This is a genomic window from Marinobacter sp. HL-58 (assembly GCF_001314605.1).
Classification (GTDB): Bacteria; Pseudomonadota; Gammaproteobacteria; order Pseudomonadales; family Oleiphilaceae; genus Marinobacter.
The window spans coordinates 17,642-40,303 of sequence record NZ_LIHP01000008.1 but is presented as its reverse complement, the minus strand read 5'-3'; the positions used below and the strand labels follow the sequence as shown (position 1 = coordinate 40,303).

The 22,662-nt window shown below is 61.1% G+C and carries 18 protein-coding genes; 10 read left to right on the top strand and 8 right to left on the bottom strand.

Features of this window, described 5'->3' with window-relative positions:
* Positions 1-7 precede the first annotated feature (7 nt).
* The 4 genes from HLUCCO03_RS06790 to HLUCCO03_RS06775 all read left to right on the top strand — a co-directional run bounded on the left by HLUCCO03_RS06790 (position 8) and on the right by HLUCCO03_RS06775 (position 2,995).
* Entirely contained in the window at positions 8-757 is a 750-nt protein-coding gene (locus tag HLUCCO03_RS06790) for an SDR family oxidoreductase (RefSeq protein WP_027830531.1), read from the top strand.
* A 151-nt stretch (positions 758-908) separates the two neighbouring features.
* A complete protein-coding gene (locus HLUCCO03_RS06785; RefSeq protein WP_027830530.1) occupies positions 909-2,231 on the top strand; it encodes a DASH family cryptochrome in 1,323 nt (440 codons plus the stop codon).
* 36 nt (positions 2,232-2,267) lie between these two features.
* Complete coding sequence (locus tag HLUCCO03_RS06780) at positions 2,268-2,747, top strand: DUF6231 family protein (protein WP_027830529.1); 480 nt, start codon at positions 2,268-2,270, stop codon at positions 2,745-2,747.
* Positions 2,741-2,995 (top strand): TIGR03643 family protein, encoded by a 255-nt coding sequence (locus HLUCCO03_RS06775; RefSeq protein WP_036197170.1) that lies wholly within the window; start codon positions 2,741-2,743, stop codon positions 2,993-2,995. Before HLUCCO03_RS06780 ends, HLUCCO03_RS06775 begins: the two co-directional genes overlap by 7 nt.
* A gap of 1 nt (position 2,996) precedes the next feature.
* Here HLUCCO03_RS06775 and HLUCCO03_RS06770 read toward each other — a convergent pair whose 3' ends face one another.
* Complete coding sequence (locus tag HLUCCO03_RS06770) at positions 2,997-3,752, bottom strand: fructosamine kinase family protein (protein ID WP_292016644.1); 756 nt, start codon at positions 3,750-3,752, stop codon at positions 2,997-2,999.
* Positions 3,753-3,858: 106 nt separating this feature from the next.
* Here HLUCCO03_RS06770 and HLUCCO03_RS06765 point away from each other — a divergent pair, with 106 nt between their 5' ends.
* The 5 genes from HLUCCO03_RS06765 to HLUCCO03_RS06745 all read left to right on the top strand — a co-directional run bounded on the left by HLUCCO03_RS06765 (position 3,859) and on the right by HLUCCO03_RS06745 (position 8,617).
* Positions 3,859-4,284 (top strand): YkvA family protein, encoded by a 426-nt coding sequence (locus HLUCCO03_RS06765; protein ID WP_027830526.1) that lies wholly within the window; start codon positions 3,859-3,861, stop codon positions 4,282-4,284.
* Between the two features lie 366 nt (positions 4,285-4,650).
* Positions 4,651-6,084 (top strand): circularly permuted type 2 ATP-grasp protein, encoded by a 1,434-nt coding sequence (locus HLUCCO03_RS06760; RefSeq protein ID WP_155939863.1) that lies wholly within the window; start codon positions 4,651-4,653, stop codon positions 6,082-6,084.
* Complete coding sequence (locus HLUCCO03_RS06755) at positions 6,078-7,010, top strand: alpha-E domain-containing protein (RefSeq protein WP_027830524.1); 933 nt, start codon at positions 6,078-6,080, stop codon at positions 7,008-7,010. The genes HLUCCO03_RS06760 and HLUCCO03_RS06755 overlap by 7 nt, the downstream gene beginning before the upstream one ends.
* 2 nt (positions 7,011-7,012) lie before the next feature.
* Positions 7,013-7,798, top strand: coding sequence for a transglutaminase family protein (locus tag HLUCCO03_RS06750; protein WP_027830523.1), 786 nt, complete (start codon positions 7,013-7,015; stop codon positions 7,796-7,798).
* A gap of 93 nt (positions 7,799-7,891) precedes the next feature.
* Positions 7,892-8,617 carry a proteasome-type protease gene (locus HLUCCO03_RS06745; protein WP_027830522.1) on the top strand — a complete coding sequence of 242 codons (726 nt, stop codon included), beginning with the start codon at positions 7,892-7,894 and terminating at the stop codon, positions 8,615-8,617.
* Positions 8,618-8,622: 5 nt separating this feature from the next.
* Here HLUCCO03_RS06745 and HLUCCO03_RS06740 read toward each other — a convergent pair whose 3' ends face one another.
* Genes HLUCCO03_RS06740 through HLUCCO03_RS06720 form a run of 5 tightly spaced genes read right to left on the bottom strand, consistent with a single transcriptional unit; the run spans position 8,623 to position 17,045 of the window.
* The gene (locus tag HLUCCO03_RS06740; protein ID WP_027830521.1) at positions 8,623-9,720 is read right to left on the bottom strand and encodes a lipocalin-like domain-containing protein; all 1,098 of its coding nucleotides are present in this window, start codon (positions 9,718-9,720) and stop codon (positions 8,623-8,625) included.
* Positions 9,717-11,987, bottom strand: a complete 2,271-nt coding sequence (locus HLUCCO03_RS06735) for an ABC transporter permease (RefSeq protein WP_027830520.1) — start codon at positions 11,985-11,987, stop codon at positions 9,717-9,719. Before HLUCCO03_RS06735 ends, HLUCCO03_RS06740 begins: the two co-directional genes overlap by 4 nt.
* 5 nt (positions 11,988-11,992) lie before the next feature.
* A complete protein-coding gene (locus HLUCCO03_RS06730) occupies positions 11,993-12,661 on the bottom strand; it encodes an ABC transporter ATP-binding protein (RefSeq protein WP_027830519.1) in 669 nt (222 codons plus the stop codon).
* Complete coding sequence (locus HLUCCO03_RS06725; protein ID WP_036197167.1) at positions 12,661-15,807, bottom strand: efflux RND transporter permease subunit; 3,147 nt, start codon at positions 15,805-15,807, stop codon at positions 12,661-12,663. Before HLUCCO03_RS06725 ends, HLUCCO03_RS06730 begins: the two co-directional genes overlap by 1 nt.
* Positions 15,804-17,045 carry an HlyD family efflux transporter periplasmic adaptor subunit gene (locus tag HLUCCO03_RS06720; RefSeq protein ID WP_027830518.1) on the bottom strand — a complete coding sequence of 414 codons (1,242 nt, stop codon included), beginning with the start codon at positions 17,043-17,045 and terminating at the stop codon, positions 15,804-15,806. Before HLUCCO03_RS06720 ends, HLUCCO03_RS06725 begins: the two co-directional genes overlap by 4 nt.
* A 265-nt stretch (positions 17,046-17,310) precedes the next feature.
* Here HLUCCO03_RS06720 and HLUCCO03_RS06715 point away from each other — a divergent pair, with 265 nt between their 5' ends.
* The gene (locus tag HLUCCO03_RS06715; RefSeq protein WP_027830517.1) at positions 17,311-18,369 is read left to right on the top strand and encodes a GGDEF domain-containing protein; all 1,059 of its coding nucleotides are present in this window, start codon (positions 17,311-17,313) and stop codon (positions 18,367-18,369) included.
* Here HLUCCO03_RS06715 and HLUCCO03_RS06710 read toward each other — a convergent pair whose 3' ends face one another.
* Both HLUCCO03_RS06710 and HLUCCO03_RS06705 read right to left on the bottom strand, forming a co-directional pair.
* Complete coding sequence (locus tag HLUCCO03_RS06710) at positions 18,370-21,600, bottom strand: efflux RND transporter permease subunit (protein ID WP_027830516.1); 3,231 nt, start codon at positions 21,598-21,600, stop codon at positions 18,370-18,372.
* Entirely contained in the window at positions 21,597-22,646 is a 1,050-nt protein-coding gene (locus tag HLUCCO03_RS06705) for an efflux RND transporter periplasmic adaptor subunit (protein WP_027830515.1), read from the bottom strand. Before HLUCCO03_RS06705 ends, HLUCCO03_RS06710 begins: the two co-directional genes overlap by 4 nt.
* Between the last annotated feature and the right edge of the window lie 16 nt (positions 22,647-22,662).

Genomic DNA, 22,662 nt, shown 5'->3' with positions numbered 1-22,662 from the left:
TATGTCTATGAGCAACACAGACGACGCAATCAACCAGAAAGTGGTCATTATCACCGGCGCCAGCAGTGGTCTCGGCGAGGCCACCGCACGCCGCCTGGCAGACAGGGGCGCCCGGCTCGTACTGGCGGCCCGCCGCGAGGACCGCCTGAAAGCCCTGACGGAAGACCTGAAATCCAGGGGTGCCGAAGTGGTATGGAAGACCACGGACGTCACCGACCGCAAACAGGTAGAAGCCCTGGCAGCCCTGGCGAAAGACACCTTCGGCCGGATTGATGTGCTGATCAACAACGCCGGCCTGATGCCTCTGGCACCGCTGGATGCACTGAAAGTCGACGAATGGGACCAGATGGTGGACGTCAATATCAAAGGCGTCATGTACGGCATCGCGGCTGTGCTGCCCACCATGCGCGAACAGCACAGCGGTCACGTGATCAACCTGTCATCCGTCGCTGGCCACAAACTGTTCCCGGGCGCAGCGGTGTATTGCGCAACCAAATACGCCGTAAAAGCGCTTTCAGAGGGCTTACGTATGGAGGCCGGTGATGAGATCCGCAGCACCAACATCTCCCCGGGGGCGGTGGCTACCGAGCTCACCAACACCATCACGGACCCGGACGCCAAGCAGGCAGCGGACGAACTGTACAAGGTGGCGATTGATTCAGACGCCGTGGCTCGTGCCATTGTCTATGCCATTGAACAGCCGTCCGACGTCGACATCAACGAAATCATTCTGCGTCCGACAGCGCAGGAGCTGTAAGCTTTTCACGATGCCGTGAACCCACCGAAGCACCGCTGGTCGACACGATCAGCGGTGCTTTCGTTTAATGGCACGGATCTTCGCGAAAACTATTCTGACTAACGGTCGTATCAAGAAACTAGAGCGTTAACTTTTGACAGGAAACAAGACTGTGCAAACCCTCTACTGGTTTACCCGCGATCTCCGGCTCCACGACAATGCCGCTTTGCTGGCCGCCTCCCGGTCAGACATGCTGCTGTGCGTGTATGTGGTGAATCCAAAATGGTTTGCGCCCGGCCCCTTCCAATGCAAGACCATGGGTGAGCATCGCTGGCGTTTTCTGTGGCAAAGCCTCATGACTCTGGAACGAAGCCTCAGAGCGCTCGGGCAGAGACTGCATATTGCCTATGGTGAGCCCGAAGATGTTATCCCCGAACTGGTGCATGACCATCAGATAGGACGGGTCATTCGTTCCCGCCTGCCCGGAACCCGGGAAGCCGGCCAGTGGCAGGCGATCAAGGACAAGCTTCCGAAAACGATATGCCAGCAATTCGAGACCCTGAGCCTGTTTACTGAAGGCTCGCTGCCGATGAAACTGGCAGAACTTCCCGACACCTTTTCCCAGTTCCGCAAACTGGTTGAGAAAGCCGACGACAGCCGGTCAGAACAACTGCGCATTCGCACCCTGACGGCCCTTCCGCCAGCCCCGGGTTTTCCTGAAGACAATCGTGGTGACTGCCCGGCCATTGCGGAGCCCCGTCATCCCGTGGGATTCACCGGAGGCGAATCCGCAGGACTGGAACGACTCAACCAGTTTCTGTTCGTTGATCACAGCATCGACACCTATATTGACACCCGCAACGAGCTGGATGAACCCGAGGGTTCCTCCCGTCTCTCGCCCTGGCTGGCCAATGGGTCCCTGTCCGCCCGTGAAGTGGCCGAGACCATTGCCCGGTATGAAAGCCAGCACGTAAAAAACGAGTCCACCTACTGGCTCTGGTTCGAGTTGTTGTGGCGGGAGTACTTTTACTGGTACGCCAACAAGCATGGCTCAAAACTGTTTCGCCGGGACGGCGTGCGGCAGAAAAAACGGTCGGTTTCCTTCTACCCCCATCGTTTCAAGGCCTGGTGCGCCGGCAGCACCGAGTACCCGCTTGTGAATGCCGCCATGAATCAGTTGCGGGAGACCGGCTATATCAGCAACCGCAGCCGCCAGATTGTCGCCAGTTGCCTGGTTAATGAATTGGAACTGGACTGGCGCTACGGCGCTGCCTGGTTTGAAGAACAACTGGTGGACTACGATGTTGCCAGCAACTACGGCAACTGGCAGTACCTGGCCGGCGTCGGCGCCGACCCCAAGGGGCCGCGACACTTCAACCTGGAAAAGCAGGCGCGACAGTTCGATCCGGACGGCGAGTTCGTGCGGCGCTGGCAGGGCCACTCCAGCCAACCGGTGGGCCTGCATCTGGTTGATGCGGCCGACTGGCCGGTGTGATACTGCACTTTTAACCCCAAACGGATATGCCGAATCATGACCTCTACCCGACAGGCCCTGGCCCGGATCGTCGATACCTGCCAACCGAAAACCCTGGTGGTTTGTGGTGAAGCGGCCGGCCAGGTGGGCCGTCACTGGTGTCACCATCATGGCGAATCAGCAATGACAACGCTGGACAGCAACCGCCCGAACGAAGCCTTCCCGCTCTCCCGGACCCAGGATCTGGCGCTGGTGACTGACACACTGGAACACCTGAGCCATGAACAGGGTGAGGTGCTGCTGGGACAGCTTCGCAACTATGGCACCCATCAGATAGCGGTGGTGGTGTCAGGCAACCCCGAGTGGGCTTTCACCGACTTTATCGGGCTGGGTTTTCGACGCCAGGCGGAATTGGGGGATGGCGACAATCCTCTCACGCTTTACACCTACAATATCGATAGCTATAACCACAAGCGCGCCTGGAACAATCCCGACAACTGGGCCAACCCGGAAATGTGGGACAAAGCCAGATGGTGAGCTTCAGTGAATCCGATCTTTCCCGGATCATCGAAATGGCCTGGGAAGACCGTACGCCGTTTGAAGCCATCGAGAGCTTGTATGGGCTGCAGGAAAAGGACGTGATCACGCTTATGCGGCGGGAGCTGAAACCCGGCAGCTTCCGGCTCTGGCGCAAACGTGTCAGCGGGCGCAGGACCAAGCACAGGGCACTGCGCCCGCCTGGCGTTTCCAGAGGTTATTGCCCCACCCAGTACAAACGCCAGTAGGTTACAACTGCCTTATGGTTTCCAGATTTCGCCGGCATGCGCCGAGGTAGGAAGCCCCGAACAGGTTGAAGTGATTCAGGGTGTGGTAGAGGTTGTAGATATCACGCTTGGTGTCGTAAGCCGGCGTTCTCGGCAGAGCACGGTCATAGGCCTGGTAGAACGCCTGTGAAAACCCGCCGAACAACTCTGTCATGGCGATATCCGCTTCCCGATCACCGTAATACACCGCCGGATCAATCAGCCACGGACCCTGTTCATCGAACAGCGCATTGCCGGACCAGAGGTCGCCGTGAAGCAGGCTGGGGAACGCGCAATGCTCGTTCAGAAAGTCTGTGAGCGCCTCACCCCGGCACTCCAGTACGGCTTCAAACTCCCCGCGCACTGACCGGTCCCGGATCATGGCAACCTGAACCTCCAGGCGCTTCCGCAGGAAAAAGTCACCCCAATCATCGCTGACCCCGTTCGTTTGCCGGGACAGGCCAATCAGGTTGTCCGTTTCAAGCCCGTAGTGCTTCTGGCGCACCGCATGCATCCGGGCCAAGCCATCTCCCAGCTGCGCCATGGATTCCTCAGTGGCCCTGCCGGGGCTGATTCTGGGGATAACCAGCGCCTGCTTCGACACCGAGCGCACCTGGGGCACCCGCACTGCGGTGACGCCGGCATCCCCGAGGGTATCCGCCAGCAAAGCAAGGCCTTCAGCTTCCCGCAGGAGGGCATCAGGAAACGGCGTGGTATTGTGCTTGACGAAATCGGCCATGATTACAATATAACCATGTCCCCCAATCGCCCTGCAAACCCCTTGGCTTTGACCCGGGCTTGTTGGATCATGGCGTGTGAAAGTTATCCTGTAAAGGTGACAGCCGATGGCAATTTTCAGTGACCGCAAGGCCAACGAACAGCTAAACAACGAAGCCAGCAAAGTCCAAAGCGACGACCTGGGCAATCTGCTTGGCCGCCAGAAAGCCATTGAGGAAAAGGTGAAGAACAGCGGCAAACTGCGTCGTTTCGGCACTGACATCCGCCTGATGTTTTCCATGCTCCGGGACTACTGGCAGGGCAATTATCGCAACGTGCCCTGGAAAAGCATCGCTGCCATTGCCGGGGCGCTGATCTACGTTCTGAACCCTCTGGACCTCATCCCGGACATACTGATCGGTATCGGCTTTCTGGACGACGCCGGTGTCGTCGCTGCCTGCCTGGCAATGGTGGAATCAGACCTGTTGCGGTACGCCGCGTGGAAAGAACATTTCCAAGAACAATCAGCCAAAACGGTGCAACACCCCCAATAACGCACCGCAAAAATGCACAAACCTCGCCTGGCCGGCCTTTTCTGTCTTACTTTCAGGGGCTCGAGCTCTGTCTAATCCATAACCCTTCGTATTTTTGCATCAAAACAAAACACTCCTTGCTTGGCGTGCAGCTTTCATGAATATGCCGGCTCTGTTGTGGTGCACGCAGTTGGCGGCTGGCACTGGTTTTTATTGACACTTTCACCGCGCTGGCCTTTTCTTAAATAACCCGCCCTGAGCCCTGACGAGAAATACGACGCTTGCTGCCAGGGTGGCCTGCCTTTTGCTGTTCCTTTTGAAATGGGAACGGCTGGATATCGACTTTCCACATCCGGTGGAGGGCGTGTTCAGGAGAGGTTTATGGTTATGCTGATTCAAACCCCGCCCGAGGGTATTTACGACGAACTGTTCGACGAAAATAACCGGGTAAGACCCAGCTGCCGCATGCTGGAAGACTGGCTGATCAAGTCAGACGAAGACCTGCTTGCGGAAAAGCGCCGGGAAGCGGACGTGCTTTTCCAGCGTCTGGGCATCACCTTCAATGTGTATGGAGAGGACCAGGGAGCAGAACGCCTGATCCCTTTTGACCTGATTCCAAGGGTCATCTCTGCCTCCGACTGGCAACGGCTTCAGGCCGGCCTGCGACAGCGTGTACAGGCACTGAACCGCTTCCTGTTCGACATCTACCACGACTTTGACATCATCCGCGCGGGGGTCATCAGCGCCGAGCAGGTGTTTGCCAACCCCCAGTATCAGCCCGGCATGCAGAACCTGAAACTGCCTCGCAACCTGTATTCCCACATTGCCGGTATCGATCTGATCCGCCACAACGACGGCGACTTCTACGTGCTGGAGGACAACCTCCGCTGCCCCAGCGGCGTATCCTACATGCTGGAGAACCGCCGCATGATGATGCGCCTGTTCCCCGAGTTGTTCGCCCAGGCGCCCGTTGCCCCGGTGGAGCATTACCCGGCGCTGCTGGGAGAAACCCTCCGCGCCGCCTCCCTGAGATCCAACCCCACGGTGGTGGTACTCACCCCCGGCCGATTCAACAGTGCCTATTTCGAGCACGCCTTCCTGGCGCGCCAGATGGGCATCGAACTGGTGGAGGGGGCGGACCTGTTCATTCGCAACAACAAGGTCTACATGAAGACTACCATTGGTCCCCAGCAGGTGGATGTGATCTACCGGCGGATCGACGACGACTTCCTCGATCCACTGGCGGGCAATCCCGACTCCATGCTTGGTGTTCCGGGGCTCTATGCCGCCTACCGCACCGGCAACGTGGTGCTGGCCAATGCCATGGGCACCGGCGTTGCCGACGACAAGGCCATCTACCCCTTCGTGCCGGAGATGATCCGCTTCTACCTGGGCGAGGAGCCCATACTCAAGAACGTACCCACCTGGCAGGGCCGCAAACCCAAGGACCTGAGCTACATCCTCGACAACCTGCCGGATCTGGTGGTCAAGGAAACCCAGGGTGCCGGTGGCTACGGCATGCTGATCGGCCCCAAGGCTACCAAGAAGGAAATCAGCCATTTCCGCAAGCTGCTGAAAGCGCGCCCGGATAACTACATTGCCCAGCCCACCCTGAGCCTGTCCACCTGCCCCACCTTTGTGGAAGAAGGCGTTGCGCCCCGGCATCTGGACCTGAGGCCCTTCGTGCTCTCGGGCAAGAAGGTGCAGATGGTCCCCGGCGGCCTCACCCGGGTGGCCCTGAAAGAAGGCTCCCTGGTGGTGAATTCCTCCCAGGGCGGTGGCACCAAGGACACCTGGGTACTGGAGGACGACCAATGCTGAGCCGCGCCGCATCAAGTCTGTTCTGGATGGCCCGTTACCTGGAGCGTGCCGAAACCCAGGCCCGCCTGTTGGATGTCAGCCTGACCATGGCACTGATCGACGTGCCTGAAGACCGAGAGGAACAGCTTTCCGTACCTTTACTGGTTACCGGCACCCGGGAAGTGTTCGATGAACTGTACGGGGACATCACGCCCCAGAACCTGATCGACTTCCTGCTGCTGGATGATCGCCACCCCGCCAGCGTATTCAGCGTTATCCGCAGCGCCCGGGACAACGCCCTGCATGTGCGGGGCAACCTGTCGGCGGATGTATGGGAAAGCATCAACCTGGCGTGGATGGAGCTCAAGGAACTGCGCCACAAGGGTGTTACCGAATCCAATGCCAGCCGCGTGTTCGACTGGACCCGGGAGCGTTCTCACGTTTTCAGAGGCGCCGCCTATGGCACATTGCTGCGTAATGACGCATTCCACTTCCTGCGACTGGGCACCTTCATTGAGCGGGCCGATACCACCGCAAGGGTACTGGATATTCGCCATCGCATGGCCACCAAGTCCCTGGAAGGCCACCCCACCCAGTCCTTCTTCGAGTGGACGGCCCTGTTGCATTCCCTGGCAGCCTTCGAGGCCTACCAGCACACCTACGGTCACAATATCGAGCCGATGAACGTGGCCGAACTGTTGATTCTCAAGCCTGATGTGCCCCGTTCACTTCACGCCTGCCTGCAGGAAATCGCCGACCTGCTGGAGCAGATCGAAAGCGGGGAAGCCCGCCGTGCCCGGCGCCTGGCCACCAGCCTGTATGCCAACATCCGCTTCGGCGACCGGGAATACATTGAAGACCGCGGGCTGCATGAGTATCTGACCGACTTCCTGGCGCGCATCGAGCGCATCTCCGGCCAGATCCAGAAAGACTACATGGGGTGGTAACAATGAAACTGAATATCCGCCATGACACAACCTACACTTACGACGCGCCGATGCAAAACAGCATCCAGTACCTGCGCCTCACACCCCGCAATACGCCACAGCAGAAAATCCAGGAATGGCGAGTGAGCACGCCCGGCGAAACCAGCCAGATGACCGACGGTTTCGGCAATCTGGTGACCGTCATGACCATGGAAAAGACTGTCACAGAGATCACCCTGCGGGCGGAGGGTGTGGTCGACCTGACCGGCAAGCCACTGACAAAAGACGACTCGCCTTTTCCGCCGGAGGTGTTCCTACGCCACACCCCGCTGACTGAAGCGGATAAGGCCATCAAGGCTTTTGCCAGCCAGTTCTCGGCCAACAAGCGCAGCCTGGTACGAATGATGAACCGCATTCTGGAACATATCGAGTTCATGCCCGGGGTCACCACGGTCACCCATACGGCAGCGGAAGCCTTCAGGCAGAAAGCCGGCGTGTGCCAGGACCATACCCATATCTTCATTTCCTGCTGCCGCCACATCGGCGTTCCGGTGCGTTACGTCAGCGGCTACATCCACACCCACAGCGAACACCACCTGGCCACCCACGCCTGGGCGGAAGCCTGGTTGGGCCGCAACTGGCATACTTTCGATGTGGTCAACCTGCTCAACGTGGCCGAGAGCCACATCAAACTGGCAACGGGGCTGGATTACCGCGACGCCGCACCCGTGCGCGGCATCCGCAGTGGTGGTGGTATGGAGAGCCTGCACACCCGGGCATGGGTCACCATGGCAGGAGAAAACCAGTAACAAAAAGCTTTCAAAAATCGACACTCCAACCCATGCTTTCTTTGCAGAAAGGATTACACTGGGCGGATTCCGACGACCCGAGGGTAGCCCCCCATGACCTATTGTGTGGCGATGCGACTGGCCGATGGCCTGGTATTCGCGTCCGACTCCCGCACCAATGCGGGCTTTGACCAGATCTCCACCTTCCGCAAGATGCATGTCTTTGAGAAGCCCGGGGAGCGGGAGCTGGTGATATTGTCTGCCGGCAACCTTGCCACCAGCCAGAGTGTGATCAGCCTGCTGGAAAAGCGTGGCGGCACCGAGGAGCCCAACGTGTTTTCCACCACCTCCATGTTCGAGACCGCTGAAATCGTGGGCAAGACCATCCGCGAGGTCATTCGCCGGGACAATCCCGAGGGCAAGGTCAATCATGTGGATTTCAGCTGCTCACTGATTCTTGGCGGCCAGATTCAGGGCGAAGAAGCACGGCTGTTCAATATCTACCCGGAAGGCAATTTCATCGAAGCCACCGAGGAAACGCCCTATTTCCAGATTGGCGAATCCAAGTACGGCAAGCCGATTCTGGACCGGGTGGTGAACTATCGGTCTTCCCTGGAGCGGGCCTACCAGTGCGCGCTGATCTCCTTCGACTCCACCATGAAAAGCAACCTGTCCGTGGGCATGCCACTGGATGTGGCCATCTACCGTAACGATCAACTCAAGCCCTGCTTTATCGACCGGGTGGACGAGCATAACGACTATTTCCATCAGCTCCGTCAGCAATGGCACCAGGGCATTCAGGAACTGGTCGAGGGCCTTCAGCCACCAGTGATTCGCTGAGCCGCCTAGTCGCTGTAGCCGGTCAACTCCATATAGCCCACACCTTCGTGGGAACCGGAAACCGACACCGGGCTTTCCCAGTAGGGGTAAAGCCCGGTATTCCAGTAGTTGCCCTCTGGTGCCGCAATCGTCACATCCACCTGCCGTTCCGGGATCTGCAGCCGCCAACGGACAGGCACCCTTCCTTCTACCGTTTCCTGCCAGGTCTCCGGAGTGATTGTCAGATTATCAACACCCAGAGATATCACCTCGCCCTCAGCGCTTATCCAGCTGCCCGAGACAAAGGCACCGTCGTCCTCACGCAATCGGAATGCCATCAGTTTCTGGCCGCCTCCCAGATGCAGGGCAAACCAGTCCCAGCCCTGCTGTCCGGCTTTCAGAAACTGGCTGCTCCACTCCCGGTCGAACCAGCCCCTGCCGGATACCTCCATGGATTCGCCATCCAGCGTCACCGTGCCATCAATCTCAAGGTCCACCAGGCTGAAATACATGGACCCTTCGCCGCTGGCAGACTTGGCGCTGAAACCCTCGTCGCCGTGGGCGACCGGGCGGCCGGTATTGCCAAGGCGCAGGTCATAGCTCCAGCCATCACCGTTGACCTGCAGACGCCAGTGATCCTCGCCCTGCACGGCTTCCAGGCGCCAGTCGTCCAGCCACACCTGTAACGGTTCTGCGGTAGCGCCGGCATGGCCCACATCGCCCCGGGCCAGTTTCTCCTCAAACCAGTGGTCACCCGCAAACGACACCGCCCCATGGGCCATCCAGGCCGCGTCCAGGGGCCAGGTTTCGGCGTCAGGCGGCTGTGCATCGGCAGACCGGGGTTTCAGAGCCTGGCGAAACTGGGTCCATTGCAGGCCCAGGGGTTCGCCGTCAGCGGTTTCCAGATTCGCGGTGAGGTACCACCATTCGATGCGGTGTTGCGGATGGGGCCCCCAGTCATCCGGAAAAACCAGCTCATCACCGGGCTCCGGTTGCAGAAAGCCGGATTCATCCGCCTCGCCTGCCTGCTCGGCCAGGCCGGCAAAGCCGGCTTGGGAGTCAGGCTCGGAACAGCCGGTCGCAAGGGCCAGCAACAGCAAGGGCATAAGCCGACGGGCGATCATCGTTCCGCTCCCGTCATCCGGCTGGCAGGCGGCAGCGGTGTCGGCCCTTCCAGTTGCCGGCGCATCAGCCGGGCGATGACCAGGCCGATGCCAGCGGCCACCAGCCCCAGCTCCAGCCAGAACATGGGATAGACCGCCATGGGCAGCGACCAGCCAAACGCCAGGGGATTGATGCGGCTGACCAGCACCCAGGTCAGCCAGATACCCAGTGGCAGTGCGGCGGCTGTCACCGACAGGGTCAGCGTCACCGCCAGCCGTTGAAGCTGGCGCCGGAGCATCGTTGCCGGCAGCCCCCAGACCGCCAGGAGCTGGAAATACCACGCCCGGGTGGTGAAGAAGACCCAGCCCATGATCAGCAGTGCGACGGCCGCCAGCACCAGGGTCAGCAGGCTGATGGCGCGGGTGAGCAGGAAGGTCTGACCGAACACCCGGGACGCCAGGGCGCGAATGCTGGCATTGTCCCGGACAGTCAGATTACTGGTATCCCACACATCCGCCAGCCGGTCGCTGATCTCTGCCATGGTCCGCTCCCCTGGATTGACGGAAAAGCTTTCGAAGCCGGCGCTGAATGCTTCCGGCAACTGTGCCCGGTGGATGAGCACTTCACCGGCGGGCCGGCCGTAATCCGCGTAAACGGCCACAACCGGAACACGGATGTCGGTATCTGCAATGGTTACATCAAGCGTGTCGCCCACCTCCAGGTTTTGGCGACGGGCCAGCTGTTCGTTGATCATCACTCCACCCTGCGCCAGTTGCTGCCACGGCCGGGCGGAGCTTTCCAGAAGCGTCCAGTCCGCGACCAGTTCGCCGACAGGCCCCAGGGCGAACAGGTCCACAGGCGTAACGGCACCTTTTCCGTCGTTGTCGGCAGGGCTGATACTCGCTTCGCCCCGGGTCACCCGATGCCATGGCCCGATGCCTTCAAGCTCCCGCAACTGCGCTGCCCCCAGTTCTGCATCGGCTCCGACGGGCACTTCCACATAGAATTCCGCTTCAAGGCGCTGGGCCAGCCAGTCGTCAAAGGTATTCTCAAAGGTTGTCACCAGCGCCTGAACCGCCAGCACGGTGGCCACGGCAAACTGCAGGGCCACCACCGGTAGTGCCAGTTGCCGGAACATAACCGCCAGTTCCCGGCGCCGCCAGCCGAGCAATGGGCTAACCCCGGTATCACTGGCGCTCCCGGACAGCCTCTGGGCCATCATTGCCAGCAAGGCCGGCGTCAGCCAGCCAGCTCCGGCGAACACCAGGGCAGTTCCCGCAAACACCCATCCCAGCCCCGGGGCCAGCACCACGCCGGTCAGCCCGGCGAGCAGAACAAGGCCTGCCACCCGGAGACCGCGTCCGGAGCTGGCGGCATTCTGCCAGCGACGTGGCAGCACCCAGTCCAGCAGGCATACCGCCAGTACCAGCAGCACCATGACTCCGGCTGCCCGCCAAGGGAGTGACTCATCAGAGCCGGCGTAAAGTGCCACATCAAACAGGTTGTCCAGCGCCTGGCCAAACCCACCGCCCAGCACCCCGGCCAGTTGCGCCCCCAGCCAGAGGCCTGGCAGCACGCACAGGGCAGTCAACGCCATCAGTTCCAGCACCAGCAACTGCCGTACCCGCCGTCGTGGCACCCCGAAGCGGTGCAACAGCGCCAGGCTGTCCCGGCGCTGGGCCAGCCCGAGCCGGTGCACACTGCGCACCAGCAGACCGGTAATCAGCAATACCAGCAGGCTGAGGGCATCCAGGTTCAGCAGGAAGCTGTCCGCGAGCTCGCCGGTCGGCGGCGACAGTGAAAAGTCCTTCAGGGCGTAGGTTTCCGGCAAGCTTTCGTCGTCAGTCCCTGCCAGCAGGTAAAGCTGGCTGTCGGCTCCTTTGGCCGAAAGCATCGCGGCTTCGCTGATATCCATAAACGGTTCGCCGTCCAGGTCACCGGCTTCGCCACCGGGGGCCGACTCACCGAAGCAGCCCAGGGCCAGGGGGTCGATTCCGATCACCCGCCCCTCGGGAGGTGGCCGCTGGACTTCCAGCCAGGGCGCAACGCAGACACCGGCCATGCGCAGCCAGGCAAAGTCATCCACCGTGACCGGCTGGCCATCGGTGCGCACCACCTGAACCCGTGCGGCAACAGCTTCCTCGCTCTGGAACAGGCTGTTGCGGGCCTGGTCGGTGAGCACGGTCACGCCGGTCCAGAGCATGGTGGCCAGTGTGATCATCAGGGCCAGCGCCAGAAGCTGGAACGGGTGCCGGCGATAGTGGCTGATGAACGCGCGGACCAGCATCACGGCTATCCGGGTTGCGTCAGGTCGAGCAGGTGGTCGCAGCGGCCCGCCAGTTCGGCATCGTGGGTGGCCAGCACCAGCGCGCAGCCATTGTCCCGCTGCATGGCAAACAGGCAATCGGCCACTTCATCGGCGGTGTGGCGGTCGAGGCTGCCTGTGGGCTCGTCCGCCAGTATCAGCGCCGGTGCCATGGCGAAGACCATGGCCAGGGCGGCACGCTGGGCCTGGCCACCGGAGACCTGATCCGGATAGCGGTCGGCCTCTGCCCCCACGCCCAGACGCTCCAGCCATTGTCGCTCACCACCGGCAGGCTGGTCGGCCAGGTAAGCCCGCAGCCGCACATTCTCCAGCAATGACAGGGCGGGCATCAGGTTCGCTTCCTGGAACACCACGCCGATGGAGCGCCGCCGCAGCTCCCCCCAGCGGTCGTCGGGACCGGACTTGCCATGGTGGTCGAACGACTCACCCACGATGGTGATCCGTCCCGTATCCGGAGTCTCCAGACCGCACAACAAGTTCAGCAGCGTGCTCTTGCCCGAGCCCGACCGCCCCATTACCGCCAGGGATTCGCCTTCATTGACCGCAAGGGACAAGCCGGCCAGCACCGGCACGTTCTGACCACCGCTGATGAAGCTTTTACCCAATCCTTCAATCGCCAGCACGCAACCGGGCATTACACACTCCGCGGAATAGTGGCTTCGGGATCCTCACCCCGGCGGCGGGCCCGCCATTCCCGGAACTGCTCAAGGTACGACAGCAACGCCGGAATCACCGCCAGCACCAGCAATGTCGACAGCCCCAGGCCGAACGCGATGGACGTGGCCATGGGAATCAGGAACTGGGCCTGCAGCGAGGTCTCGAACAGCAGCGGAAGCAGGCCCCCGATGGTGGTCAGGGAGGTGAGCAGCACCGCCCGCACCCGCTGAACCGCCGCCTCGTTCAGGGCATCGGTAATCCCCAGGCCTTTCTTGCGCTGCTGGTTATAGAAAGCGACGAGGATGATGGCGTTATTGACCACGATGCCGGAGAGACCAAACAGCCCGAACAGCGAGAGAATGGTCAGTTGCAGCCCCATCAGCCAGTGGCCGATCAGCGCCCCCACCAGCGCAAAGGGAATAATGGCCATGACAATCACCGGCATGCTCCAGGACGCGAACACCCAGGCCAGCACCACATACATCAGGCCCAGGCCGATAACCAGGCCGGTTTTCATGTCGTCCATGGTTTCCCGCTGGTCCGCGGCACGCCCTTCAAAGCTGTATCGCAGGTTGTACTGGCTGGCCAGTGATGGCAGCACCTCTTCCTCGAGGCTGGCAATGATCTGGTCGGCGGTGCTGATGCGGGTATTCAGGGACGCCGTTACTTCAACCGCCAGGTCCCCCTCGGCATGCCGAAGCGCCTGGAAACCCTGGCGATGGTCCAGGTTCATGACCTGGGCCAGGGGGACAAAACGCCCGTCGGGCACCCGCACCGTCAACTGCGACAGGGTTGCCATGCTTTCCCGCTGCTCCCGGGGTAGCTGCACGCGCACTTCTACTTCGTCCCGGCCATCCTGGTAGATCTGGGCAATCCGCCCGTCAAAGGCCGCCCGTAGCTGGTTGCCAAGGTCGCTGGTGGTCAGCCCCAGGGCCTCTCCATAGGGGCTGACCTGGTAGATCAGTTGCTCCCGCCCCCAGGGCATGTCGTCTTCGGTATCCAGTACGCCCGGCAGGGTACGCAGCGACTCGTTGAGGGACTCCGCCGCCCGTTTCAGGTCAACGGCATTCTCACCGGTCAGCCGCACGTTCACATCCTTGCCCGGCGGGCCGGACTGTCGCTCGGAGATGGTCAGGTTATCCAGGCCGGCGGGACGGTCCAGGCGATCCCGCCAGGACGTGATGAATTCCGGATTGCGGATGTCGCGGCGGTCCGAGGGTACCAGTTCCACCATGATGGAGCCCAGTTCGTCCCCGGTTCGTGTGGTGCCCTCGGCACCCTGGGTGGTGCCATGGTTGGCAACGGCGTGCAGAATCAGGTCACCCCCCAGCGCCTCCTCGGTTTCGTTCAGTGTCTGCTGCATTTCGGCAACAAAGTCGTCCACGGTTTCCCGGTTGGTGCCGGCCACGAAACTGGCATTGGCATAGAGCACTGACGGCTCCGGCGTTGGGAAGAAGTTGAACCCCAGCCGGCCACCGACCAGCAGCCCAACTGTCACCAGAGCCAGCGCCACGGCCGACGCCAGGGTCATGCCGCGATGCTGCAGGGTATAACGGGAGGCCCTCCGGAAGGGGCCTTCGCGGAAGCGGTCAAAGCCGGTTTCAAATCGTTTGCGCAGGCGTTCCACGGGGCCGGGACCGGACGACTTGCGTTTGCCGGGGGTGAAGGCATGGCGCAGGTGGGCCGGCAGCACGATAAAACACTCCAGCAAAGAGGCAATCAGCACACAGATCATCACCAGGGGAATGTCCCCCAGGATGTTGCCGATCACGCCACCCACCACCAGCAGGGGCATGAACGCTGCCACCGTGGTCAGGGACGACGCCAGAACCGGCCACACCATCCGTTTGGCGGCGCCCTCCGAGGCATAGATGGACTCCTCCCCCATGCGGGCATGGGCATCGGCGTCCTCCCCCACCACAATGGCATCGTCGACAATCACCCCCAGCGCCATGATCAGCGCGAACAGGGAAATCATGTTGATGGAACCGCCGATGCCCCAGAGCACGGCCAGCGCCGCAAGAAAAGCAGTCGGTATGCCAATGGCCACCCACAGGGCAACCCGGCCCGGCAGGAACAGGTAAAGCAGGATAATCACCAGGACCAGGCCGCCCATGCCGTTCTTGATCAACAGGGAAATGCGGTCGTCCAGCAGTTGCCAGGTTTCGTCATAGACTTCCAGTTCAACCGACGGGGGCAGTACCGGCCGGGTATCCGCCAGCCAGTCTTCGAGAATGCCGGCCGCTTCCAGGGAGTTGCCATCCTCCGCCCGTTGCAGCTGAAGCTCCACGGCGGGGTGGCCATCCCGGGTCAGGTTAACCTGACTTTCCCGTGCTTCCTGGCGGATGATGGCGATATCACCCAGGTCCAGGCGGGTTCGCCCGTCACTGAGCACCGGAATGGTCTCGAAGGCCTGGGGGCTGCGGCGCTGTTCCACGGATCTCAATTCCCGGGTGGCATCCTGTTGCCCCATCATCCCGGCCGGCAGGTCGCGGGATATCGCCCCGACCCGGTCGGCAATCTGGTCCAGCGACAGACCGAGCGCTTCCAGGCGTTCCACCGGCACATCAATGCTGATCTGCTGCTCCGGCAACCCGCGAATGGAAACCCGGTCAATGCCCCCTGCCAGCAGCTCATCCTCAAACCGGTAGGCCAGCTGGCGCAGTTCCGTGCGATCCATGTCGCCGTAGACCAGCAACCGGCCAACGGGTTCGTAGCGCTCGAACCGGGTGACCTCGGGTTCCTCCGCTTCTGCTGGCAGGTTGGTAAACTCATCCACCTGCTGGCGCACGTCATCCAGGGCCTGGATGGGATTGGTGTTCTCGGTGAACTCCAGGGTGATGGACGAGACCCCCTGGGCAGAGGTTGATGTCATCTTCTTCAACCCCTGGACACTGCGCAGGCGCTGCTCCAGCGGGTTGGTAATGCCCTGCTCGATATCCTCCGCGGAAGCACCGCTCCAGACCACCCGAACGCTGACGATGTCCAGGGCAAAGTTGGGAAAGAACTGGATGTTCATCCGGGTCAGCGCCAGGGTTCCCCCGAGCAGCATGACCAGCATCACCAGGTTGGCGGCCACCCGGTGGTGAACAAAGAAACCAATGACACCACGGCGACGCCTCATTCGTCCGACTCCGGCCCGGCATCCGCCAGCTCCACTTTCAGCCCGGTCATGGCGTTGGGCAGATGTGTGGTGATCACCCGGTCTCCGGCTTCCAGCTCCTCGGCCGACACCAGTACCCGGCGTTCACCATTCGAATCCCGGGCCTCCCCGAGGCGTTCCACCGTGACCCGCTGCATACGGGAATCATCGGTCATACGGTAGATACTGTCGCTTCCGTAGAGCGCGCTGTAGGGAATGGAAATGGCATTATTCCTGGCAGGCCGTTCCAGCGTTACCGGCAATAATCCACCCGGGCGCAGGCCCCCGGCATTACCATTCAGTGTCAGTATCGCCTCGGTACCCGACGGATCACTGGTACCGGAGAACCCGGAAAGCGTGAAACGGTGCCTGCCATCGGCGGTTTCCGCCTGCAGTTCCTCGCCGGAATCCAGGGCGTCCAGCAACTCCTGACGGAAAACCTCCGGCACCCGGGCCCTGAGTTCCAGCCCCCGGTCCGGATAGACCGAAAGCATCCGGGCATTCTGTGATATGCGATCGCCCTCAGCCACCTGGATGTCGGTCACGACGCCATCAAAGGGGGCCGTTACCGTGGCTCGTTCCGCATCCCGGCGCGCCGAAGCCTGCGCTGCCCGGGCCCGGGCAAGCTTCGCCTCCAGGCTTTGCACACGGGATGGATGCTCATCCACGGCCCTTTGCCGCGCGGTGACTGTGAGGCGGGCGCGGGCCAGGGCATCCGAGGCGGCATCCAGCGCTTCCCGTGAAGACAGGTCGCGGTTAACCAGCGACTGCGTTCGCTCGTACTGTCGCAAGGCGTTGTCCAGGATGTCTTTCTCGCCCTCCAGTGCCTCCTGGTCATTGGCATACCGTACCTGTTCAGAAGCCAGTTGGGCCTTCAGGTCCTGGACATCTGCCTCTGCCTGATCAAGCAGGGGTGCAACGTCAGCGTTGTCCAGCGCCACCAGCAGATCCCCCGCCTTGACCCGCTGCCCTTCACGCACCGGCCGGCTTCCAATTCGCCCGGCCAGGGGGGCAGTGATGGTGGTCTGTTCCGGCGCTACCAGCTCGCCATACAGGGGCAAAACCGGCGTGTGGGTTGCCGGGGCCGCTGCCATCACCTCGATCAGCCAGCTGCGCTCCCTGGCGCTGACCGTTTCCGGCTCCGGCCGGGTAACCTTGAGCAGGATGAAACCGGCAACACCGATGGCAAGTATCAACAGGGGAATGAATCGTTTAGACATGGTTCTCTGGCCAATCGGGGTGTGTCGAAAGGGATGAAACAGGGCTTCATACTATACAGCCTGAATCGGGTTTTGGATCCGGTTCCAGCATGGTGCGTCAATATAGCGCATGCCCGACCACTGCCATATAGCTACGACTTTGGTCTTAATCCGCGCACTTTTTGTCGGAAATCTGATCTAATTCACATTTTTAAGATTATGCTTATCTTGTCTACACATTTATGGGTTCGGGGCAGCCCGTTCCCCGCCGCTAAAGATCTCGCGCATGGATAGCTACAAAGAGCCCCTGAAAGAACTGGCACGCCCTTACCGCAAGGCAGTACTCAAGGCTCTGCTGGTTCTGACGATCATTGGCGCCATACTCTTCTCATCCATGAATCTCCTGAAAGGCAGCTTCCCGCTTGCCATTGTTGAAATCGCAATGGGTGTCTATGCCATCATCGTTTACCGGGCGATCCGTCACACGAGACACCTGGAACGCTGGATCATCGCCTACCTGTTCCCATTTTTCACCGCCATGATGTTTGCCATGGCCACGCCACGGGCCACATCGGCAGTGCATGCGTGGGTGCTGCTGATACCGATTATTTCCCACCTGTTGATGGGGCGGCGGCTCGGGCTGGCCGTTTCACTATTCTATATGGGGATTGCCGCAGTCATCTTCCTGTTCAGGCATCAGGATCAACCGGAGATGATGCAGGCTCTGCCGATCACCAATATCGCGGTGATCTCCCTGTGTATTCTGGTTTTCTCACATGTTTATGAAGTGACCCGTGAGACATCCGAGCGCCAGCTTATGAAGATTGCCCAGACCGATCCGCTTACCGGGCTGGCCAACCGGGCTCGACTCACTGATATTTTCGAGCGTGAAAAGCACCGGGCAAGGCGATACAACTCGCCCATATCCGTGCTGGTTCTCGATCTCGACCACTTCAAGGACGTCAACGACGACCATGGCCATGAAACCGGCGACCGGGCCCTTCAGTACATTGCCCGCACTTTCAGGGAATGCCTGCGGGCGACCGATCTGGCTGCAAGGCTGGGAGGTGAGGAATTCGGTATTCTCCTCAGCAATACCAACAGCGAACAGGCCCTGGAAGTGGCCGAAAAGATCCGTATCGCCGTCGCATCCACCCCCCTGACCATCAACGGCAACGTGATCCGCCTGACACTCAGTGGCGGGGTTGCCGAACTTGGAACCGACGGTGACACGCTGCGTGAACTGGTGCGTGCGGCAGACGCCCGCCTGTATGCCGCCAAGGATGCCGGCCGTAACCAGATTGTCCCTGCCCTGTCTCCATCAATGGTAACGGCCCGAACCTGATCAGACCCAGCGGCAGCGCGCCAGGGTGTAATACAGCAATGGCACCACAACTACAGTCAGCAGGGTGGACATGGCCAGACCAAAGACCAGCGAGATTGCCAAGCCGTTAAAAATCGGATCGTCGAGAATAAAGTAAGCACCCACCATCGCGGAGATGGCCGTCAATGCAATAGGCTTGATCCGCACCGCGCCCGCCAGAACCACGGCCTCCTCCAGCTTTACCCCTTCATCGATCAGTTGCCGGATAAACACCACCAGCAAAATGGAGTTACGCACGATAATGCCCGCCAGGGCAATCATGCCGATCATGCTGGTGGCGGTGAACTCACGCCCCAGCAGGGCATGGCCCGGCATGATACCGATCAACGTCAGCGGTATGGGCGCCATGATCACCAGCGGCAGAATATAGGAGCGGAACTGGGCCACCAGCAGAACAAAAATCATGAACACGCCCACGCTGTAGGCGGCGCCCATGTCCCGGAAGGTTTCATAGGTAATCTGCCACTCGCCGTCCCATTTGAGAGTGCCTTTTTCAGGCAACGGAGGCTGGCCGATGAAATACTGCTCCGGAGCCCCTTCCTGCTGGTTCAGGCGCTCGACCATATCGAACATGCCATACAGGGGTGAGTCGATGTCACCGGCCATATCCGCGGTCACATAGGTCACCGGTAACAGGTCCTTGTGGTAGATCGCCCCCATCCAGTCCGCCTCTCGAACCTCGGCAATACTGGCCAACGGCACCAGATGACCGTCGCGGCTGCGCACATTCAGGGACAGCAACACCGAAGGCTGTGCCTTATCTCCTTCGCCCAGAATTACCCGGATGGGTACCGGGTACTTGGCGTGATCGTCGTGCAGGAAGCTGACGCTGCTTCCGCCAAGGACCGTTCCCAGGGCATCCACCACCTGGGCCTGGGACACACCCAGCCGCGCGGCACGGTCCCTGTCCACCACCACTTCCCATTGCCGGGTTGGCGCTTCGAGGGTTGTGTCGATATCCACCAACCCGTCGACTTCGGCCATGTCCTCCGCCAATTTGCGGGCCAGTTCTGCGCGCCGGGTTTCGTCCACCGCGTAGATCTCGGCCACCAGGGGAGACTGTACCGGTGGCCCCGGGGGTACCTCCACGATCTTCACGCTGGCGCCGTATTGTTCACCAATGTCGGTCAGCGGTGCCCGTAACGACTGCGCTATATCGTGGGATTGCCGCTCTCGGTTTTCCTCGTCGCTCAGGTTGACCTGAATGTCACCGTGGTAAGGATCACCGCGCAGGTAATACTGGCGCACCAGGCCGTTAAAGTTTATGGGGGCGGCCGTGCCCGCGTAGGTTTGCCAGTTAGCCACTTCCTCCACGGTTTCCAGGTAGGCCCCCATTTCCATCAGCACCCGCTGGGTCTGTTCCATGGGGGTGCGTTCGGGCATGTCCAACACCACCTGCAGTTCGGATTTATTGTCGAACGGCAGCATTTTCAGGATAACGGCCAGGAAGACCGGCAACGAGGCAGCAGCCAGCGTCAGGCCCACAACGCCCAGCCCCAGCAATCGACGCCGCCAGGGGTGATCGCCCAGGAAAGGCCCCAGCACACTGCGGAAAATGCGCAGGGACAGGGGGCTGACCCCATCCGCGGAATTCGAGGCTTCGTCCGCTTCGGCGGCCATTTCCCCTTTCTTGTGTTTCAGCAACCGCAGGGCGAGCCAGGGCGCCACCACGAAGGCAACGATCTGGGACAGCACCATGCCGGCCGAGGCGTTGATCGGGATCGGACTCATGTAGGGCCCCATCAGGCCGCTGACAAACGCCATGGGGATCAGCGCCGCCATGATCGTCAGGCTGGCCATGATGGTGGGCGTCCCCACTTCATCGACGGCAACGGGAATGATGTCTTTCACCGCATGCCGGGAATTCCGGATCCGGCGGTTGATGTTCTCGGTGATCACGATGCCGTCATCCACCAGTATGCCGATGGAGAAAATCAGCGCGAACAGGGAGACCCGGTTAAGGGTGAAGCCCCAGGCCCAGGAAAACACCAGGGTCAAAAGCAGGGTAATCAGCACCGCAATACCGACGATAAGCGCCTGTCGCCAGCCCATGGCCGCCAGCACCAGCAACACTACGCACAGGGTGGCGGAGATCAGGTCGGTGATGAGTTTGCGGGCTTTCTGGGACGCGGTCACGCCGTAATCCCGGGTGACCAGCACCTCCACATCCGCTGGCAGGGCGCGATTGCGAAGCTGGTCAAGCCGCTCCTCAATGGCGGTGGTGATGTCGATGGCGTTTTCACCGGGTTTCTTGGCGATGGCCAGGGTCACTGCCGGGTACACTTCCCCTGCCTGCCCCCCTTTACCCGCCTCATGGGCCGGCCCGAACCCCGTCATCACGCTCTGGTCCGCCACGGTACCGCCCCGGCTGATGTCAGCGACGTCTTCCAGGTACACCGCGGAACCGTTATGCATCCCGACCACCAGGCGACGGACGTCATCCACCGATTCCAGCAGGGTTCCGGCCTGCACCGGAATGGATACGTTATCCCGCGTGACCCGGGCTTCCTGGCTGCTGGCATTGGCTGCAGCCAGCGCGTTGCGAATATCGTCGACGGTGAGATTGAAACCAGCCAGCAAGGCTGGATCAAAGCGGATATCGACCCGATCGGCGATGCCGCCGGTGGTATAGACATCCCGGGTGCCGGGAACGCGCTTGAGCGCCACTTCCAGCATGTGCGCCAGGCGGGTAAGCTCCTCACCAGTGTGGCCGTTGACCGGATCGTACAGGGTCAGGGTCATTACCGGCACGTCATCGATGCCCTTGGGTTTGATCACCGGCTGGCTGGCACCGAGATTGGCCGGCAGCCAGTCCTGGTTCGAGTAGACCTGGTTATACAACCGCACCAGCGCTTCCTGCCGGGGCACCCCCACTTCGAACTGAACGGTGATGACGGCCTGGCCCTGCCGTGACACCGAGTAGACATGCTCCACGCCCTCGATCTCGCTCATCACCTGCTCTGCGGGGGTGGCGATGGCGCTTTCCACCTCGCGGGTACTGGCGCCGGGAAAGGCCACCATGATGTCCGCCATGGTGACGTCAATCTGGGGCTCTTCCTCCTTCGGGGTAACCACCACTGCCAGAACACCCAGGATAATGGCCAGGATGGCGAGTAACGGTGTCAGATGGTTGTTCTGGAAAACCCTGGCAATGGCCCCGGACGGGCCTACTGGCGGAAGATCCCGGCTCACGGATTCGCCTCCGCTTCCGAATCGGTGCTCAGATTCAGCCGATCACTGCCTACCAGCCCGGAGGGGTTGGTGACCACCCGCTCACCTTCGCTCAGCCCGGAGAGAATCTCGAGCCGGCCATCCTCCTGCACACCGATACGAACCTGACGGAGGCGGGGCCGGTCCTGGTCATCCAGCACAAAAACCGCCCTCAGCTCACTGCGCTGAATCAGGCTGCTGGCCGGAACCCACAGGGCTTCGCGACGGGCAACCGGCACACCAACTTTGACCAGCATACCGGGGAAAAGGGCACCGTTGGGTTCGTTCAGCCGCATTCGCAGCCGGAAGGTGTGGGTTTCGGGATTGGCGTAGGGGTAAAAGGTCATCTCACCGGTTTCCAGTACCCGGCCATCCGCAAGTGTTACCCGGGCCTGGCGCTCGGTGCGGGCCAGCTCCGCGTACTTTTGTGGCAGATCCACCACTACCCGGAGCTGTTCCAGGGACAACCCGCTGAGCAGGGGCTGGCCGGGGCTGACCGATTCACCCACTTCAACATGGCGGTCGGTAAGAATGCCGCCGTAGGGCGCTACCACACGGGTGTAGGACAGCTGCTCCTCGGCCTCGGCAACCGCTCCGTTGGCCCGTTCCACCCTTGCTTGCGCTGCCGCCAGATTGTTCCGTGCCTGATCAAACTCCTGGCGCGATACCAGGCCGCGTTCGTAAACCGATTCAACCCGCCCGAATTGTTGCTGCGCATCGGCAAGTGAGGCTTCAGCCTCTTCCAGTCCTGCCCGGGCCTGGCGCAGCCGGGAGCGTTGCTCGCTGTCTTCCAGTTGCACAATCAGGTCACCAGCGGCAACCGAGTCGTCCACATCGAAGGGGAGATCCCGGACAGTGCCGCTGGTCTGGGCAGACACCGTGCTTTGCTGAACCGCTTCAATGACGCCATCCAGATGGATGGTCTCATGGAACGACCGGCGCTCCACCGTCTCGAAGGCAGGTTGCGCCGCTGCCAGTGCAGGAAACACAAGCGACAGGATGATCACAAGGAAACCGGGAGAACCCATGCCGACCTCACAGGAA